At 70.9% G+C, this 17,527-nt stretch carries 17 protein-coding genes; 1 reads left to right on the top strand and 16 read right to left on the bottom strand.

All coding sequences use genetic code 11. From position 1 onward, the window contains the following. Positions 1-94: 94 nt before the first annotated feature. The 13 genes from metK to pyrR form a co-directional block, all read right to left on the bottom strand. Positions 95-1,303 carry a methionine adenosyltransferase gene (gene metK / locus ACWC97_RS17315; RefSeq protein ID WP_352277388.1) on the bottom strand — a complete coding sequence of 403 codons (1,209 nt, stop codon included), beginning with the start codon at positions 1,301-1,303 and terminating at the stop codon, positions 95-97. Positions 1,304-1,545: 242 nt separating this feature from the next. Continuing rightward, entirely contained in the window at positions 1,546-2,748 is a 1,203-nt protein-coding gene (gene coaBC, locus ACWC97_RS17320) for a bifunctional phosphopantothenoylcysteine decarboxylase/phosphopantothenate--cysteine ligase CoaBC (RefSeq protein ID WP_352277389.1), read from the bottom strand. A gap of 133 nt (positions 2,749-2,881) precedes the next feature. Beyond that, a complete protein-coding gene (gene rpoZ / locus ACWC97_RS17325) occupies positions 2,882-3,154 on the bottom strand; it encodes a DNA-directed RNA polymerase subunit omega (RefSeq protein WP_003970369.1) in 273 nt (90 codons plus the stop codon). A 124-nt stretch (positions 3,155-3,278) separates the two neighbouring features. Continuing rightward, complete coding sequence (gene gmk, locus ACWC97_RS17330; protein ID WP_352277390.1) at positions 3,279-3,896, bottom strand: guanylate kinase; 618 nt, start codon at positions 3,894-3,896, stop codon at positions 3,279-3,281. A 38-nt stretch (positions 3,897-3,934) separates the two neighbouring features. After that, entirely contained in the window at positions 3,935-4,258 is a 324-nt protein-coding gene (locus ACWC97_RS17335) for an integration host factor (protein ID WP_003970367.1), read from the bottom strand. A gap of 244 nt (positions 4,259-4,502) precedes the next feature. Next, the gene (gene pyrF, locus ACWC97_RS17340) at positions 4,503-5,342 is read right to left on the bottom strand and encodes an orotidine-5'-phosphate decarboxylase (protein WP_385210913.1); all 840 of its coding nucleotides are present in this window, start codon (positions 5,340-5,342) and stop codon (positions 4,503-4,505) included. Next, entirely contained in the window at positions 5,339-6,448 is a 1,110-nt protein-coding gene (locus ACWC97_RS17345; RefSeq protein ID WP_352277394.1) for a quinone-dependent dihydroorotate dehydrogenase, read from the bottom strand. The genes pyrF and ACWC97_RS17345 overlap by 4 nt, the downstream gene beginning before the upstream one ends. 61 nt (positions 6,449-6,509) lie before the next feature. Continuing rightward, the gene (carB, locus tag ACWC97_RS17350) at positions 6,510-9,818 is read right to left on the bottom strand and encodes a carbamoyl-phosphate synthase large subunit (RefSeq protein WP_352277395.1); all 3,309 of its coding nucleotides are present in this window, start codon (positions 9,816-9,818) and stop codon (positions 6,510-6,512) included. After that, positions 9,811-10,953 carry a glutamine-hydrolyzing carbamoyl-phosphate synthase small subunit gene (gene carA, locus ACWC97_RS17355; RefSeq protein WP_352277396.1) on the bottom strand — a complete coding sequence of 381 codons (1,143 nt, stop codon included), beginning with the start codon at positions 10,951-10,953 and terminating at the stop codon, positions 9,811-9,813. The genes carB and carA overlap by 8 nt, the downstream gene beginning before the upstream one ends. Beyond that, on the bottom strand, positions 10,950-11,531 hold the full coding sequence (locus ACWC97_RS17360) for a PH-like domain-containing protein (protein ID WP_450650130.1): 582 nt from the start codon (positions 11,529-11,531) through the stop codon (positions 10,950-10,952). Before ACWC97_RS17360 ends, carA begins: the two co-directional genes overlap by 4 nt. Beyond that, entirely contained in the window at positions 11,528-12,814 is a 1,287-nt protein-coding gene (locus tag ACWC97_RS17365; RefSeq protein ID WP_352277399.1) for a dihydroorotase, read from the bottom strand. Before ACWC97_RS17365 ends, ACWC97_RS17360 begins: the two co-directional genes overlap by 4 nt. A 2-nt stretch (positions 12,815-12,816) precedes the next feature. Then, positions 12,817-13,794: an aspartate carbamoyltransferase catalytic subunit gene (locus ACWC97_RS17370; protein WP_450650386.1), complete on the bottom strand. Its 978-nt coding sequence runs from the start codon at positions 13,792-13,794 to the stop codon at positions 12,817-12,819. Between the two features lie 94 nt (positions 13,795-13,888). Further along, on the bottom strand, positions 13,889-14,473 hold the full coding sequence (gene pyrR, locus ACWC97_RS17375; RefSeq protein ID WP_352277400.1) for a bifunctional pyr operon transcriptional regulator/uracil phosphoribosyltransferase PyrR: 585 nt from the start codon (positions 14,471-14,473) through the stop codon (positions 13,889-13,891). A 220-nt stretch (positions 14,474-14,693) separates the two neighbouring features. Here pyrR and bldD point away from each other — a divergent pair, with 220 nt between their 5' ends. Further along, on the top strand, positions 14,694-15,194 hold the full coding sequence (bldD, locus tag ACWC97_RS17380; RefSeq protein ID WP_326696507.1) for a transcriptional regulator BldD: 501 nt from the start codon (positions 14,694-14,696) through the stop codon (positions 15,192-15,194). Positions 15,195-15,354: 160 nt separating this feature from the next. Here the strand turns inward: bldD and nusB are convergent, their stop codons facing one another. The 3 genes from nusB to ACWC97_RS17395 are packed head-to-tail and all read right to left on the bottom strand — an operon-like array spanning position 15,355 to position 17,511. Beyond that, positions 15,355-15,786, bottom strand: a complete 432-nt coding sequence (gene nusB, locus ACWC97_RS17385; RefSeq protein WP_352277401.1) for a transcription antitermination factor NusB — start codon at positions 15,784-15,786, stop codon at positions 15,355-15,357. A 2-nt stretch (positions 15,787-15,788) separates the two neighbouring features. Continuing rightward, positions 15,789-16,355, bottom strand: a complete 567-nt coding sequence (gene efp / locus ACWC97_RS17390; protein WP_352277403.1) for an elongation factor P — start codon at positions 16,353-16,355, stop codon at positions 15,789-15,791. A gap of 49 nt (positions 16,356-16,404) precedes the next feature. Continuing rightward, a complete protein-coding gene (locus ACWC97_RS17395; protein ID WP_450650134.1) occupies positions 16,405-17,511 on the bottom strand; it encodes a M24 family metallopeptidase in 1,107 nt (368 codons plus the stop codon). Between the last annotated feature and the right edge of the window lie 16 nt (positions 17,512-17,527).

The raw sequence follows: 17,527 nt of genomic DNA on the forward strand, positions 1-17,527 counted from the left end.
CGGCCCCATCGGAGGATTCCGGGGCCGAACACGCCGGGGCCCGGACACCTCGTGCGGTGTCCGGGCCCCGGCGTACGGACGGGACGGCGGCTGGCTACAGCCCGGCCGCCGCGCGCAGCGCGTCCACGCGGTCGGTGCGCTCCCAGGTGAAGTCGGGCAGCTCCCGGCCGAAGTGGCCGTAGGCCGCGGTCTGGGCGTAGATCGGGCGGAGCAGGTCGAGGTCGCGGATGATCGCGGCCGGGCGGAGGTCGAAGACCTCGCCGATGGCGTGCTCGATCTTCTCGGTGTCGACGGCGGCGGTACCGAAGGTCTCGACGAAGAGGCCGACCGGCTCGGCCTTGCCGATCGCGTAGGCGACCTGGACCTCGCAGCGGGCGGCGAGGCCCGCGGCGACGACGTTCTTGGCGACCCAGCGCATGGCGTACGCGGCCGAGCGGTCCACCTTCGACGGGTCCTTGCCCGAGAAGGCGCCGCCGCCGTGCCGGGCCATGCCGCCGTACGTGTCGATGATGATCTTGCGGCCGGTCAGTCCGGCGTCGCCCATCGGGCCGCCGATCTCGAAGCGCCCGGTCGGGTTGACCAGGAGCCGGTAGCCGTCGGTGTCCAGCTTGATGCCGTCCTCGATGAGCTGCCCGAGCACGTGCTCGACGACGAACTCACGGATGTCGGGCGCGAGCAGCGAGTCGAGGTCGATGTCGCTGGCGTGCTGCGAGGAGACCACGACCGTGTCGAGGCGGACGGCCTTGTCGCCGTCGTACTCGATGGTGACCTGGGTCTTGCCGTCCGGGCGCAGGTACGGGATGGTCCCGTTCTTGCGGACCTCGGAGAGCCGGCGGGAGAGCCGGTGCGCCAGGTGGATCGGGAGCGGCATCAGCTCGGGCGTCTCGTCGCAGGCGTAGCCGAACATCAGGCCCTGGTCGCCGGCGCCCTGCTTGTCGAGCTCGTCCTCGTCGCCCTCGACCCGCTGCTCGTACGCCGTGTCGACGCCCTGCGCGATGTCGGGCGACTGCGCCCCGATGGAGACCGAGACGCCGCAGGAGGCCCCGTCGAAGCCCTTCTTCGAGGAGTCGTAGCCGATCTCCAGGACCTTGTTGCGGACAAGCGTCGGGATGTCGGCGTAGGCCTTGGTGGTGACCTCACCCGCCACATGGACCAGACCCGTGGTGATCAAGGTCTCGACGGCGACGCGGGACCGCGGGTCCTCGCGGAGCAGCGCGTCGAGAATGGTGTCGCTGATCTGGTCGGCGATCTTGTCGGGGTGGCCCTCGGTGACGGACTCCGAGGTGAAGAGACGGCGGGACACATCGCTCCCTGGGGTTGCAGCGGCTGCTGGCTGAATCATTGGGCGGACCGCCGGGAGCTGCGCCCGGCACAATCCGGAGCCAGTTTATCGGTCGTATTCGTCCGGCGGACAGTACGTCTCGCTCTTTGAGCCATCTGTGACCCGCCACACTCCCCTCCGACGTGGGAGGAATCCCTTTGGGGAACGGGCTTTTACCCCCATTTTCCAAGGCATTCGCGCACTCTCGCACGAAATAAAAAATTTCATCCGAGTCGCGGCGACACGAGGTCCCAGACCGTGTCGGCAAGCGCTTCCTTGGGTCCGTGCGGCACCTGGGTCTCGCCACCGTCGGCCGCGAGCACCACCGCCTCGTTCTCCTCGGAGCCGAAGGTCCGGCGCTCCCCCACCTCGTTGACGACCAGGAGGTCGCAGCCCTTGCGACGGAGCTTCTCCCGGCCGTTGGCTAGGACGTCGTCGGTCTCGGCGGCGAAGCCCACGACGATCTGCCCCGGCCGGGCGCGCTCGGCGGACACCTCGGCGAGGATGTCGGGGTTGCGGACCAGGGCGACGGGGGCGGGCTCCTGCCCGTCCTTCTTCTTGATCTTCCCCTGGGCGTACTCGGCGGGGCGGAAGTCGGCGACCGCCGCGGCCATCACGACCACGTCGGCGTCGGCGGCGGCCTTCAGCACGGCCTCGCGCAACTGGACGGCGGTCCCCACGCGCAGCACGTCGGCGCCGGCCGGGTCGGGCAGCCCGGTGTTGGCCTCGATCAGCGTGACCCGGGCGCCACGGGCCAGGGCGGTGCGGGCCAGGGCGTAGCCCTGCTTGCCGGAGGAGCGGTTGCCGAGGTAGCGGACCGGGTCGAGGGGCTCGCGCGTACCGCCCGCGCTGATCACCACGTGGCGGCCGGCCAGGTCGGGCCCGACCGGGCCCCGGGCCAGGACCCGGCGGCAGACCTCGAAGATCTCCCCGGGGTCGGGCAGCCGGCCCTTGCCGGTGTCGACGCCGGTGAGCCGGCCGACGGCGGGCTCGATGACGACGGCGCCCCGGCGCCGCAGGGTGGCGACGTTCTCCCGGGTGGCGGGGTGCTCCCACATCTCGGTGTGCATGGCGGGCGCGAAGACGACCGGACAGCGGGCGGTGAGGAGCGTGTTGGTGAGCAGGTCGTCGGCGAGGCCGTGGGCCGCCCGGGCGAGCGTGTCCGCGGTGGCGGGGGCGACGACCACCAGGTCGGCCTCCTGCCCGATCCGGACGTGCGGCACCTGGTGGACGTCGTCCCAGACCTCGGTGGAGACCGGGTGGCCGGAGAGCGCCGACCAGGTGGCGGCCCCCACGAAGTGCAGCGCCGACGCGGTCGGCACCACCCGGACGTCGTGACCGGATTCGGTCAGCCGGCGCAGCAGCTCGCACGCCTTGTACGCGGCGATGCCCCCGCTGACCCCCAGAACGACCTTCGGCTTGTCCACTGCGTCTCCCCGCACTCGGATACGAACACCCCCATGCTGCCTCACCCCGGCCGTCCGGCCGAGAGCGCCCCGGACACACCTCGGGCCCGGCAGCCAGTGGCTGCCGGGCCCGGAGTGAGGACGTGGTACCTGCTTACTGCGCGGGGCCCTCGATGGCCTCGGAGGTGAGCAGGCCCGCGTTGATCTCGCGGAGCGCGATCGAGAGCGGCTTCTCGTGCACATGGGTGTCGACGAGCGGACCGACGTACTCCAGGAGGCCCTCGCCGAGCTGCGAGTAGTACGCGTTGATCTGGCGCGCGCGCTTGGCGGCGTAGATCACGAGGCTGTACTTCGAGTCGGTGGCCTCGAGGAGCTCATCAATCGGCGGGTTGATGATGCCCTCGGGCGTGGTGATGGAAGAGGACACTCTCTGCCTTCCGAAGGGGGGTGAGAATCAAAGAAACCTTTGACGGTGCGGAGATCCGCGTCAGTGTGTGCCAGCGTCTGTTCGGGTTTGTTTCAGTGCCCGTTAGTGGCTCGTTGGTGCTCGTTCAGTCGCTGTCGGCACTGCGGCCGGAAACCTCCAGCATCAAGGCTAGCAGCTCGCGCGCCACGTCCTCGACGGAGGTGTTGACCAGCGTCGTGTCGAACTCGGCCTCGGCGGCCAGCTCGACCCGGGCGGCGGCGAGCCGGCGCTCGATCACCTCGGGTGCCTCCGTCCCCCGGCCGGTGAGCCGGCGGACCAGCTCCTCCCAGCTCGGCGGTGCCAGGAAGACCAGCTGGGCGTCCGGCATCGACTGCCGGACCAGCCGGGCGCCCTGGAGGTCGATCTCCAGCAGCACCGGCTCGCCCGCCTCCAGGCGGTCGAGCACGGCGCGGCGGGGCGTGCCGTAGCGGTTGCCCGCGAACTCGGCCCACTCCAGCAGCTCGCCGTTGGCGATCAGCTTGTCGAACTCCTCGTCGTCCACGAAGAAGTAGTGGACGCCGTTGCGCTCGCCGGGGCGCGGCTTGCGGGTCGTCGCCGACACCGAGAGCCAGACCTCGGGGTGGACCTTGCGCATATGGGCGACGACCGTGCTCTTGCCGACCCCGGAGGGGCCGGAGAGCACGGTCAGCCGCGGACGTACGTCCGGGGGTACGGGGGACGTCCCCCGGGATGTTGCAGCCATGGAGCGATTATCCAGGTTCTCAGGGGTGCCTGAGAACGTCAGGCGGGGCTGCCGCCGAACTCCCGCTCCAGGGACGCGATCTGGTTGGAGCCGAGACCACGGACCCGGCGGCTCTCGGAGATGCCGAGCCGCTCCATGATCTGCTTGGCGCGGACCTTGCCCACGCCCGGCAGGGACTCCAGGAGGGCCGAGACCTTCATCTTGCCGATGACGTCGTTCTCCTGGCCCTGCTTGATGACCTCGTGGAGGGAGGCGCCGGAGTGCTTCAGTCGATTCTTGACCTCGGCCCGCTCCCGGCGAGCCGCGGCGGCCTTTTCGAGCGCGGCTGCGCGCTGTTCAGGGGTAAGGGGCGGAAGAGCCACGCCTACGTCACCTCGGATGTCGATCTGTCGGATACGGACCGGTGAGGAAGCTGGATGCCCCACACCAGGTGAGCGACGGACCACTCGTGTACGTCGGCTCTCGACGGAGACTAGCGGCCAGGGCCGCCCGAGTCAGCGAGAACCAACGAAAAGTCCTGGTCAGCCTTGCCCGACCAGGACAATCCAGGCATAACAACCGAGTTTTTTGGTCAGGAGTTGGTCAACAGCCTGTTACAGGGTGCCGTCAACGGCCCGCCAGGGCCGTTCGGATCTCGTCCGTCAGCCGTTCGGCGGCCCCGCGCAGCCCCGCCGCGTCCGGTCCCGCGCGCAGTACGCCCCGGCTCACACTGGGCACGACGTTGCCCACCGCGTCGCCGAAGACCCCGGGCAGGTCCGCGGGGGTCGCGCCCTGCGCCCCGATCCCGGGGGCGAGCAGCGGGCCGTTGATCGCCAGGTCCACCCCGGCGTCCCCGAGGGTGGCGCCGACCACCGCGCCGACCGAGCCGAGCGGCCGCGCCCCGGCGTTCTCCTCGGCCATCCGGTCGAGCATCAACTGGGCCAGCGGGCGGCCGTCGGCGGCGGTGGCCCGCTGCACCTCGGCGCCCTCCGGGTTGGAGGTGAGGGCGAGCACGAAGACCCCGGCGCCGGAGGCGGCGGCCGCGTCGAGCGCCGGGCGCAGCGAACCGAAGCCGAGGTACGGCGAGACAGTGACGGCGTCCGAGAAGAGCGGCGAGGCCGGGTCCAGGTAGGTCGCCGCGTAGGCGCCCATCGTGGAGCCGATGTCGCCCCGCTTGGCGTCCATCAGCACCAGCGCGCCGGCCGCCCGCGCCTCCGCGACCGCCTTCTCCAGGACGGCGATGCCGCGCGACCCGAAGCGCTCGAAGAACGCGGACTGCGGCTTGAGCACCGCCACCCGGTCGGCCAGGGCCTCGACGACCGTACGGGTGAAGCGCTCCAGCCCGGCGACGTCGTCGGCCAGGCCCCAGCCGGTGAGCAGCGAGGCGTGCGGGTCGATGCCGACGCAGAGCGGGCCACGGGTGTCCATGGCGCGGCGCAGACGCGCGCCGAACGGTTCGGGGCTCATGCGGTGGCCTTCCTGGTTGCGGCGCCGACGGCCTCGGCGAGGGTGGCGTACGGGGAGGCGGCCAGCCGTGCGGCCAGGCCCTTGTGGATCGACCGGGCGTAGAACGGGCCCTCGTAGATGAAGGCGCTGTAGCCCTGGACGAGGGTGGCGCCGGCGAGGATGCGCTGCCAGGCGTCCTCGGCGTTCTCGACGCCGCCGACGCCGATCAGGGTGATCCGGTCGCCGACGCGGGCGTAGAGGCGGCCGAGGACCTCCAGGGAGCGGGCCTTGAGGGGCGCTCCGGAGAGCCCGCCGGTCTCGCCGGTCAGGGCGGGCGGGGAGGTCAGCCCGAGGCCCTCGCGGGCGATGGTGGTGTTGGTGGCGATGATGCCGTCCAGGCCCAGCTCGACCGCGAGGTCGGCGACCGCGTCGACGTCCTCGTCGGCGAGGTCCGGGGCGATCTTGACGAGGAGCGGGACGCGCCGGTGGGTGACGGTGCGGTCGGCGGCCTCGCGCACGGCGGCGAGCAGCGGCCGCAGTGCCTCGGTGGCCTGGAGGTTGCGCAGGCCGGGCGTGTTGGGCGAGGAGACGTTGACGACGAGGTAGTCGGCGTGGGCGGCGAGCCGCTCGGTCGACTTCACGTAGTCGGCGGCGGCCTCGGCCTCCGGCACGACCTTGGTCTTGCCGATGTTGACGCCGACCGTGGTCCGGAAGACCGGCCTGCGGGCCGCCAGCCGCGCGGCGACGGCGGCGGAGCCCTCGTTGTTGAAGCCCATGCGGTTGATCAGCGCGCGGTCCGCGACGAGGCGGAAGAGGCGCTTCCTGGGGTTGCCGGGCTGCGGTTCGCCGGTGACGGTGCCGATCTCGACGTGGTCGAAGCCGAGCATCGCCATGCCGTCGATCGCGACGGCGTTCTTGTCGAAGCCGGCGGCGAGGCCGAAGGGGCCGTGCATCCGCAGGCCGAGCGCCTCGGTACGCAGCTCCTTGTAGCGGGGCGCGAGCGCCGCGGCGACGAAGGTGCGCAGCACCGGGACGCGGACGGCCAGGCGGATCCATCGGAAGGCCAGGTGGTGGGCCTGCTCGGCGTCCATCCGCTTGAAGAACAGCCGGAAGAAGAGCTTGTACATCGCAAGTGTCCTCGTGGAGAGGGGGGACACCGTTGCCGGTGTCCCCCCGTCTGCCGGTGTGCTAGTCGCGGGCCGCGGTCAGGTGTCGGGCGTGTTCCTGGAGCGAACCGACGCCGACGCCTCCGTGGGTGAGCGCGTCGATGCCCTGGACGGCGGCGGCGAGCGCCTGGACCGTCGTCAGGCAGGGCACGGACCGGGCCACGGCCGCGGTGCGGATCTCGTAGCCGTCGAGGCGGCCGCCGGTGCCGTACGGCGTGTTGACGATGAGGTCGACCTCGCCGTCGTGGATGAGCTGGACGATGGTCTTCTCGCCCTGCGGGCCGGGGCCCTCGGACTGCTTGCGCACGACGGTGGCGTTGATGCCGTTGCGCTTGAGGACCTCGGCGGTGCCGGAGGTGGCGAGCAGCTCGAAGCCGTGGGCGACGAGCTCGCGCGCCGGGAAGATCATCGAGCGCTTGTCCCGGTTGGCCACCGAGATGAAGGCGCGGCCCTTGGTCGGCAGCGGCCCGTAGGCGCCCGCCTGCGACTTGGCGTACGCCGTGCCGAAGACGGAGTCGATGCCCATGACCTCGCCGGTGGAGCGCATCTCCGGGCCGAGGACGGTGTCGACACCGCGGCCGTGGATGTCGCGGAAGCGCGACCACGGCATGACGGCCTCCTTGACGGAGATCGGCGCGTCCATCGGCAGGGTGCCGCCGTCGCCGTTGGCCGGGAGCAGGCCCTCGGCGCGCAGCTCGGCGATGGTGGCGCCGAGCGAGATGCGGGCGGCGGCCTTGGCCAGCGGCACCGCGGTCGCCTTCGAGGTGAAGGGGACGGTGCGCGAGGCGCGCGGGTTGGCCTCCAGCACGTAGAGGATGTCGCCGGAGAGCGCGAACTGGATGTTGATCAGCCCACGGACGCCGACGCCCTTGGCGATGGCCTCGGTGGAGACCCGCAGCCGCTTGATGTCGTGGCCGCCGAGCGTGATCGGGGGCAGCGCGCAGGCGGAGTCGCCGGAGTGGATACCGGCCTCCTCGATGTGCTCCATGACGCCGCCGAGGTACAGGTCGGTGCCGTCGTAGAGCGCGTCGACGTCGATCTCGATCGCGTCGTCGAGGAAGCGGTCGACCAGGACCGGCCGGGTGGGGCTGATCTCGGTGGACTCGGCGATGTACGAGGAGAGCCGCGCCTCGTCGTACACGATCTCCATGCCCCGGCCGCCGAGCACGTAGCTGGGGCGGACGAGGACGGGGTAGCCGATCTCGTCGGCGATGGCCTTGGCCCCGTCGAAGGTGGTGGCGGTGCCGTGCTTCGGGGCCGGGAGTCCGGCCTCGGCGAGGACCCGGCCGAATGCGCCGCGGTCCTCGGCGGCGTGGATCGCCTCCGGGGACGTACCGACGACCGGCACGCCGTTGTCCTTGAGCGCCTGGGAGAGGCCGAGCGGGGTCTGGCCGCCGAGCTGGACGACGACGCCCGCGACCGGGCCGGCGAGGGTCTCCGCGTGGACGATCTCCAGCACGTCCTCCAGCGTCAGCGGCTCGAAGTACAGGCGGTCGGAGGTGTCGTAGTCGGTGGAGACGGTCTCCGGGTTGCAGTTGACCATCACGGTCTCGTAGCCCGCGTCGCTCAGCGCGAAGGAGGCGTGGACGCAGGAGTAGTCGAACTCGATGCCCTGGCCGATGCGGTTGGGGCCGGAGCCGAGGATGATCACCGCGGGCCTGGTGCGCGGCGCGACCTCGGTCTCCTCGTCGTAGCTGGAGTAGAAGTACGGCGTCTTCGCGGCGAACTCGGCGGCGCAGGTGTCGACCGTCTTGTAGACCGGGCGGATGCCCAGCGCGTGCCGCACCTCGCGCACGACGTCCTCGCGCAGGCTGCGGATGTCGGCGATCTGGGCGTCGGAGAAGCCGTGCCGCTTGGCCTCGGCGAGCAGTTCGGCGCCCAGCTCGTCGGCGGTGGCGATCTCGTCGGCGATCTCCTTGATCAGGAAGAGCTGGTCGACGAACCAGGGGTCGATCTTCGTCGCTTCGAAGACCTCCTCCTGGGTGGCTCCGGCCCGGATCGCCTGCATGACGGTGTTGATCCGGCCGTCGGTCGGGCGGACGGCCTCGGCCAGCAGCTCGGCCTTGTCGCCCGGCTCGCCGGTGAAGGCGAACTGCGAGCCCTTCTTCTCCAGCGAGCGGAGCGCCTTCTGGAGCGCCTCGGTGAAGTTCCGGCCGATCGCCATGGCCTCGCCCACCGACTTCATGGTGGTGGTGAGGGTGGAGTCGGCGGACGGGAACTTCTCGAAGGCGAACCGCGGGGCCTTGACGACGACGTAGTCGAGGGTGGGCTCGAAGGAGGCCGGGGTCTTCTCGGTGATGTCGTTGGGGATCTCGTCGAGCGTGTAGCCGACGGCCAGCTTGGCGGCGATCTTGGCGATCGGGAAGCCGGTGGCCTTGGAGGCCAGCGCCGAGGAGCGGGAGACGCGCGGGTTCATCTCGATGACGATGACCCGGCCGTCCTTCGGGTCGATCGCGAACTGGATGTTGCAGCCGCCGGTGTCGACGCCGACCTCGCGGATGATCGCGATGCCGACGTCGCGCAGCCGCTGGTACTCGCGGTCGGTGAGCGTCATCGCCGGGGCGACGGTGATCGAGTCGCCGGTGTGGACGCCCATCGGGTCGAAGTTCTCGATGGAGCAGACGACCACGACGTTGTCGTTCCTGTCGCGCATCAGCTCCAGCTCGTACTCCTTCCAGCCGAGGATGGACTCCTCCAGGAGCACCTCGGTGGTCGGGGAGAGCGTGAGGCCCTGGCCGGCGATGCGGCGCAGCTCCGCCTCGTCGTGGGCGAAGCCGGAGCCGGCGCCGCCCATGGTGAAGGAGGGGCGGACGACGACGGGGTAGCCGCCGAGCGTCTCGACGCCGGCGAGGACGTCGTCCATGGAGTGGCAGATGACCGAGCGGGCGGACTCGCCGTACCCGATCTTCTCCTTGACGGCCTCGACGACGCCCTTGAAGAGGTCGCGGTCCTCGCCCTTGTTGATGGCCTCGACGTTGGCGCCGATCAGCTCGACGCCGTACTTCTCCAGGACACCGTTCTCGTGCATGGAGATCGCGGTGTTGAGCGCGGTCTGGCCGCCCAGGGTGGGGAGCAGCGCGTCGGGGCGCTCCTTGGCGATGATCTTCTCGACGAACTCGGGGGTGATCGGCTCGACGTAGGTGGCGTCGGCGATCTCCGGGTCGGTCATGATCGTCGCCGGGTTGGAGTTGACCAGGATGACGCGCAGGCCCTCGGCCTTGAGGACGCGGCAGGCCTGGGTGCCGGAGTAGTCGAACTCGGCGGCCTGGCCGATGACGATCGGGCCGGAGCCGATGACCAGGACGGACTGGATATCGGAGCGCTTAGGCACGCTGGCCCTCCATCAGGGATACGAAGCGGTCGAAGAGGTACGCGGCGTCGTGCGGGCCCGCTGCCGCCTCGGGGTGGTACTGGACGCTGAAGGCCGGCTGGTCGAGCAGCTGGAGTCCTTCGACGACCTGGTCGTTCAGGCAGACGTGGGAGACCTCGGCGCGGCCGAAGTCGGTGTCGGACACCTTGTCGAGCGGGGCGTCGACGGCGAAGCCGTGGTTGTGCGCGGTGACCTCGACCTTGCCGGTCGTGCGGTCCTGCACGGGCTGGTTGATGCCGCGGTGGCCGTACTTCAGCTTGTAGGTGCCGAAGCCGAGGGCGCGGCCCAGGATCTGGTTGCCGAAGCAGATGCCGAAGAGCGGGGTCTTCCGCTCCAGGACGCCGCGCATGACGGAGACCGGGTGGTCGGCGGTGGCGGGGTCGCCGGGGCCGTTGGAGAAGAACACGCCGTCGGGCCCGACCGCGTAGACGTCCTCCAGGGTGGCGGTGGCGGGCAGCACGTGCACCTCGATGCCGCGCTCGGCCATCCGGTGCGGGGTCATGCCCTTGATGCCGAGGTCGATCGCGGCGACGGTGAACTTCTTGGTGCCGATCGCGGGGACGACGTACGCCTCCTTGGTGGCGACCTCGGCGGAGAGGTCGGCGCCCACCATCTCGGGGGCCTCCTGGACCCGGGCCAGCAGCGTGGCCTCGTCGGCGACGGCGTCGCCGGAGAAGATGCCGACGCGCATGGCGCCGCGCTCGCGCAGGTGGCGGGTGAGGGCGCGGGTGTCGATGCCGCTGATGCCGACGACGCCCTGGCGCTCCAGCTCCTCGTCGAGGGAGCGGCGCGAGCGCCAGTTGGAGGGGGTCCGGGCGGGGTCGCGGACGACGTAGCCGGAGACCCAGATGCGGCCGGACTCGGGGTCCTCGTCATTGACCCCGGTGTTCCCGACGTGCGGGGCGGTCATCACGACGACCTGGCGGTGGTAGGAGGGGTCGGTCAGCGTCTCCTGGTAGCCGGTCATGCCGGTGGAGAAAACCGCCTCGCCGAAGGTCTCCCCCACGGCCCCGTAGGCACGGCCGCGGAATGTGCGGCCGTCCTCCAGGACGAGTACGGCGGGGGCCTTGGCGGCCCCCCGGGTGGAGATCGTCATCGTGCGGCGCCTTCCGTTGCGGTGATGGTGAGTTGGTTGACGGCTTCGACCCAGGCCCGGTGCTCGGCCGAGTGGTCGGAGCGGAAGCCGGAGTCGATCAGCTTGTCGCCGTGGGCCCAGGTGATGATCAGCAGGCCGCCCTCGGGGAGGACCTTGCCCGCGATGCCCTTGTCGAGCCGGGCCTCGCGCAGGGCTTCGGCCGGTACGAAGAAGTCGGCGGCACCGGGGCGGACCACGTCCAGGCCCCGCCGGGTCAGGGTGAGCTCCACCCGGCTGCGGGTGCCCAGCCCGTGGGCGACGATCCGGTCGAGCCACTGCCCCGCGGTGGTGGAGGCGTGGTAGCGGCCGGTCAGGGTGAGCAGCGGCTGGTCGTCCGCGAACCCTTCCGGGGTGGTGCTCAGTTCCGGCAGGTCCGACTGGAGGCTGCCCCGCCACTTCCATCCCTGGCGCATCAGCCAGTAGACGAAGGCGATCAGGACGGCCAGTGCGATGACCCAGCTGATCCGGGCGGACCAGTCGGTGACCTCGGCGGACTTCCGTTCGGCAGCGAGCTGGTGGAGAGAGATGAGTGATGTCACGCGAGCTTCCCGTCGACGACCGTTGCACGGCCCCGCAGGAAGGTGTGGGTGACTCGGCCCGGCAGCTCGCGCCCCTCGTACGGAGTGTTGCGGCTGCGGGAGGCGAAGCCCGCGGGGTCCACGACACCACGGTAAGCCGGATCGACCAGGGTGAGGTTGGCGGGTTCCCCCGCCGCGACGGGCCGGCCGTGTCCGTCGAGCCGTCCGATGACGGCCGGACGGAACGACATCCGGTCGGCGACCCCGGCCCAGTCGAGCAGCCCGGTGTCGACCATCGTCTGCTGGACGACGGAGAGCGCGGTCTCCAGGCCCACCATGCCCATGGCGGCGGCGGCCCACTCGCAGTCCTTGTCCTCGTGCGGGTGCGGGGCGTGGTCGGTGGCGACGCAGTCGATGGTGCCGTCGGCGAGCGCCTCGCGCAGCGCCATGACGTCGGCCTCGGTGCGCAGCGGCGGGTTCACCTTGTAGACCGGGTCGTAGGTGCGCACGAGCTCGTCGGTGAGGAGCAGGTGGTGCGGGGTGACCTCGGCGGTGACGTTCCAGCCCTTGGACTTGGCCCAGCGGACGATGTCCACGGAACCGGCGGTCGACAGGTGGCAGATGTGCACCCGGGAGCCGACGTGGGCGGCGAGCAGCACGTCGCGGGCGATGATCGACTCCTCGGCGACGGCGGGCCAGCCGCCCAGTCCGAGCTCGGCGGAGACGACGCCCTCGTTCATCTGGGCGCCCTCGGTGAGGCGGGGCTCCTGGGCGTGCTGGGCGACGACGCCGTCGAACGCCTTCACGTACTCCAGGGCCCGGCGCATGATCACCGCGTCGTCGACGCACTTGCCGTCGTCGGAGAAGACCTTCACGCCGGCCGCCGAGTCGTGCATGGCGCCCAGCTCGGCGAGCTTCCTGCCCTCCAGGCCGACGGTGACGGCGCCGACCGGCTGGACGTCGCAGTAGCCGGACTCCCGGCCGAGCCGCCAGACCTGCTCGACCACACCGGCGGTGTCGGCGACGGGGAAGGTGTTGGCCATGGCGTGCACGGCGGTGAAGCCGCCGACCGCGGCCGCCTTCGTACCGGTCAGGACCGTCTCGGAGTCCTCGCGGCCCGGCTCGCGCAGATGGGTGTGGAGGTCGACCAGGCCGGGCAGCAGGACCTGCCCGGCGGCCTCGACGACGGTCGCGCCGGTGGCGTCGAGTCCGGTGCCGACGGCCGCGACGGTCTCGCCGTCGAGGAGGACGTCCTGGGGCTCGCCGCCGAGGACGCGCGCGCCGCGGATCAGGGTCTTGCTCATGGTTACTTGTTCTCCTCGGTACGGGACGGGGCAGCGGATTCGTACCCGCCGAGCAGCAGGTACAGGACGGCCATGCGGATGGATACGCCGTTGGCGACCTGCTCGACGGCCGTGCACCGGCCGGAGTCGGCGACCTCGGCGGTGATCTCCATGCCACGCACCATCGGGCCGGGGTGCATGACGATGGCGTCCTCGGGCATCCGCGCCATCCGGTCGGCGTCCAGGCCGTAGCGGCGGGAGTACTCGCGCTCGGTGGGGAAGTACGCGGCGTTCATCCGTTCACGCTGCACACGCAGCATCATCACCGCGTCGGACTTCGGCAGCACCTCGTCGAGGCCGTAGCTGACCTCGCAGGGCCACTGCTCGACACCGACCGGGACCAGGGTCGGCGGGGCCACCAGGGTGACCCGGGCGCCCAGGGTGTTCAGCAGGTGGACGTTGGAGCGGGCCACCCGGCTGTGCAGGATGTCGCCGACGATGGTGACCCGGCGGCCTTCGAGGTCGCGGCCGAGGCCGCTGTCGGCCCCGAGCAGCCGGCGGCGGATCGTGAAGGCGTCCAGGAGGGCCTGGGTGGGGTGCTCGTGGGTGCCGTCACCGGCGTTGACGACGGCGCCGTCGATCCAGCCGGAGGTGGCGAGGCGGTACGGGGCCCCGGAGGCGCCGTGCCGGATGACGACGGCGTCGGCGCCCATCGCCTCCAGGGTCAGCGCGGTGTCCTTGAGCGATTCGCCCTTGGAGACGGACGAACCCTTCGCGGAGAAGTTGATGACGTCGGCCGACAGGCGCTTGGCCGCGGCCTCGAAGGAGATGCGGGTACGCGTCGAGTCCTCGAAGAAGAGGTTGACGACGGTACGGCCGCGGAGGGTGGGGAGCTTCTTGATCGGCCGGTCGGCGACCCGGGCCATCTCCTCGGCGGTGTCGAGGATCAGGACGGCGTCGTCGCGGGTGAGGTCGGCGGCCGAGATGAGGTGGCGCTTCATCTGGGTGTTCTCCGAAGGGATGGAGGGTTCAGGCATGCGGGCGTGCGTGAGCAGCCGTACGGACCTGCGACGGGCCGTACGGGGGTGGCGGGAGCTACTGCTCGCCCGTGGGGGCGGTCCGGCCGTCACCGAGCAGCACGGCGTCCCGGCCGTCCTCCTCGGCGAGCAGGACCTTGACCGTCTCCCGCAGCGACGTGGGGAGGTTCTTGCCGACGTAGTCGGCGCGGATCGGGAGTTCGCGGTGGCCCCGGTCGACCAGGACGGCGAGCTGCACCGCGCGCGGGCGGCCGATGTCGCCCAGGGCGTCGAGCGCGGCGCGGATCGTGCGACCCGAGAAGAGGACGTCGTCGACCAGGACGACCAGGCGGCCCTCGATGCCCTCACCGGGGATGTCGGTGCGGGCCAGGGCGCGCGCCGGGCGCAGCCGCAGGTCGTCGCGGTACATCGTGATGTCGAGGGAGCCGACCGGCATCTTTCCGCCGGTGATCTCTTCGAGCTTTTCGGCGAGCCGACGGGCGAGGAAGACGCCGCGCGTCGGAATGCCGAGGAGCACCACGTCGTCGGCGCCCTTGGCGCGTTCGACGATCTCGTGGGCGATACGGGTCAGAACCCGGGCGATGTCCGGGGCCTCCAGAACGGGGCGTGCCGCGTTGCCGGTGGCTTCGTACTGTGCGTCCATAAGAAACGGACCTCCTTCTCCGCCTCACGGGACGGACCTTAAAGGACGTCGAAATTGCGTCATCCACGTTACCAGGGCTTGCGTCGGCCCCTGGCGGGACCCCCGGGATGCCCGTCCGCACCCTTTCAGCTTGACGCAACCAAGTAACGCTGCGTAACCTCACAGTGAGTTACCAGCAACGCGGCGGAGCCGCGCAACGTCCCAGCGTCCGGGGAGCTTTATGTCCAGCGAATACGCAAAACAGCTCGGGGCCAAACTCCGTGCCATCCGCACCCAGCAGGGTCTCTCCCTCCATGGCGTGGAGGAGAAGTCCCAGGGCCGCTGGAAGGCCGTCGTGGTCGGTTCGTACGAGCGCGGCGACCGTGCCGTGACCGTGCAGCGCCTCGCTGAGCTCGCGGACTTCTACGGGGTCCCGGTGCAGGAGCTGCTGCCCGGTACGACGCCCGGCGGTGCCGCCGAGCCGCCGCCGAAGCTGGTCCTGGACCTGGAGCGGCTGGCCCACGTGCCGCCGGAGAAGGCCGGTCCGCTCCAGCGCTACGCCGCGACGATCCAGAGCCAGCGCGGCGACTACAACGGCAAGGTGCTGTCGATCCGCCAGGACGACCTGCGCACCCTGGCCGTGATCTACGACCAGTCGCCCTCCGTGCTCACGGAGCAGTTGATCAGCTGGGGCGTGCTGGACGCGGACGCGCGCCGCGCCGTATCCCACGAAGAGGGCTGAGGCCCGCAGAGAAGATCCACCGCCGTGCCGGCGCGGGTTCACCCCATCGGGTGCCCGTGCCGGCACGGTTTTTTCGTGCCCGCCGCCCCGCCCGTCGCATGCCGAAGGGGCCCGCGGTCACGGAGACCGCGGGCCCCTTCGTCGGCTGAACGCCCCCGGGCTACTGCTCCCGGCGGAGGTTCGGCTTGAGGTCCTTGAAGCGGGCCAGCAGCCCGTTCACGAAGGACGGGGAGTCATCGGTGGAGAACTCCTTGGCGATCTGGACCGCCTCGTCGATCACCACCGCGTCCGGCGTACCGTCCTCCCAGATCAGCTCGTAGGCACCGAGGCGCACGATGTTCCGGTCGGCGACCGGCATGCGGTCGATCTCCCAGTCCACGGCGTACGTCACGATGAGGTCGTCGATCCGGTTCGCGTACTTCGCGTACCCCTCGACGAGCTCCATCGTGTACTCGGCGACCGGCGGCTGACGGGTGTCGGACCGCGAGTGCCGCACCCAGTCCGCGAGGACCGTCAGCACGGACTCACCGCGCTGGTCGGCCTCGAAGAGGATCTGGAAGGCGCGCTTGCGGGCCTTGTTCCGGGCGGCCACGGTTAGCTGTTCACCCGGCCGAGGTAGTCGCTGGTGCGGGTGTCGACCTTGATCTTCTCACCGGTGGTGATGAAGAGCGGGACCTGGATCTGGTGGCCGGTCTCCAGGGTGGCGGGCTTGGTGCCACCGGTGGAGCGGTCGCCCTGGACGCCCGGCTCGGTCTCCTGGATGACGAGCTCGACGGCGGCCGGGAGCTCGACGTAGAGCACCTCGCCCTCGTGCTGCGCCACGGAGGCGGTGAAGCCCTCGATCAGGAAGTTGGCGGTGTCGCCGACGGCCTTGCGGTCCACGTGGAGCTGGTCGTAGGTCTCCATGTCCATGAAGACGAAGTAGTCGCCGTCCATGTAGGAGAACTGCATGTCGCGACGGTCGATGGTGGCCGTTTCGACCTTCACACCGGCGTTGAACGTCTTGTCGACGACCTTGCCGGAGAGCACGTTCTTGAGCTTGGTGCGCACGAAGGCCGGGCCCTTGCCGGGCTTGACGTGCTGGAACTCGACGACGGACCAGAGCTGGCCTCCGTCGAGCTTGAGCACCATGCCGTTCTTGAGGTCGTTCGTGGAAGCCACGGTTGCGGAATCTCCTGGGCTGAAGCTGGTGGACGACCGAGGATCCGCGCTAGAGCGCGAGCAGCTCCTTGGTCGTGATGGTGAGTAGCTCGGGTCCGCCGTCCGCCTCGGGGCGCACGACGAGCGTGTCATCGATCCGGACTCCGCCCCGGCCCGGGAGGTGGACCCCCGGTTCGACGGTGACCGGCACACAAGCGTCCAGTTTACCCATGGCCGCAGGTGCCAACTGCGGGTCCTCGTCGATTTCGAGTCCCACCCCGTGCCCGGTCCAGGGCGCCAGGCTCCCGCCGTGCCCCGCGGAGTCCAGCAGATTCCGGGCCGCGTGGTCCACGTCCCGGTAGGCGGCGCCCGGCACGAGCGCCTCGCGGCCGGCCCGCTGAGCGGCGAAAACGAGGTCGTAGAGCTCGATCTGCCAGTCGGCCGGCGCCGTCCCGATGACGAAGGTGCGGCCGATCTCGCAACGGTAGCCGCGGTAGCTCGCGCCCAGACAGACGGAGAGGAAATCCCCTTCCTCGACCCGTCGGTCCGAGGGGTGGTGGCGGCCCCGGCCGGAATTCGGCCCGGTGGCCACCGAGGTGGCGAAGGCGGGGCCGTCGGCGCCGTGGTCCACCAGACGGCGCTCCAGCTCCAGGGCGAGATGCCGCTCGGTGCGGCCGACCAGGATGGACTCCAGGAGTTCGCCCAGGGCCTGGTCGGTGATCTCGGCGGCGATCCGCAGACAGGCGATTTCCTCCTCGTCCTTGACCACCCGCTGCTGCTCGACGGCGGTCCCGAGGTCGGCCAGCCGCAGTCTCGGCGCGACGGAGCCCATGGCGCGGTGGCGGGCGACCGTCAGATGGTGCTCCTCCACGGCGAGGGACTCCACTCCGGAGGAACCGGCCAGATCGGCGGCCGCCACCGCCGGGTCCCCGCCCGCGACGGGCAGCACCGACACCCGCAGCCGGTCGTCGGTCCGCCCCTCGGTGTGCTCGCCGCCCGGTTCGCGCGGCGAGAACAGCACGTCCTCGCCGGGGCCGAGCAGCAGCACGGCTCCCGGTGGCGCACCGCCCGCGAGATAGCGGACGTTGGCGGGGCGGGAGACCAGGGCGGCCGCGGCACCCGCGGCGGCGCACCGGTCGCGGAGCGCTCCGCGGCGGACGGCGTACACCTCTGACATGCCACGAGCCTACGAG

The sequence above is a fragment of the Streptomyces sp. NPDC001108 genome, assembly GCF_053598535.1.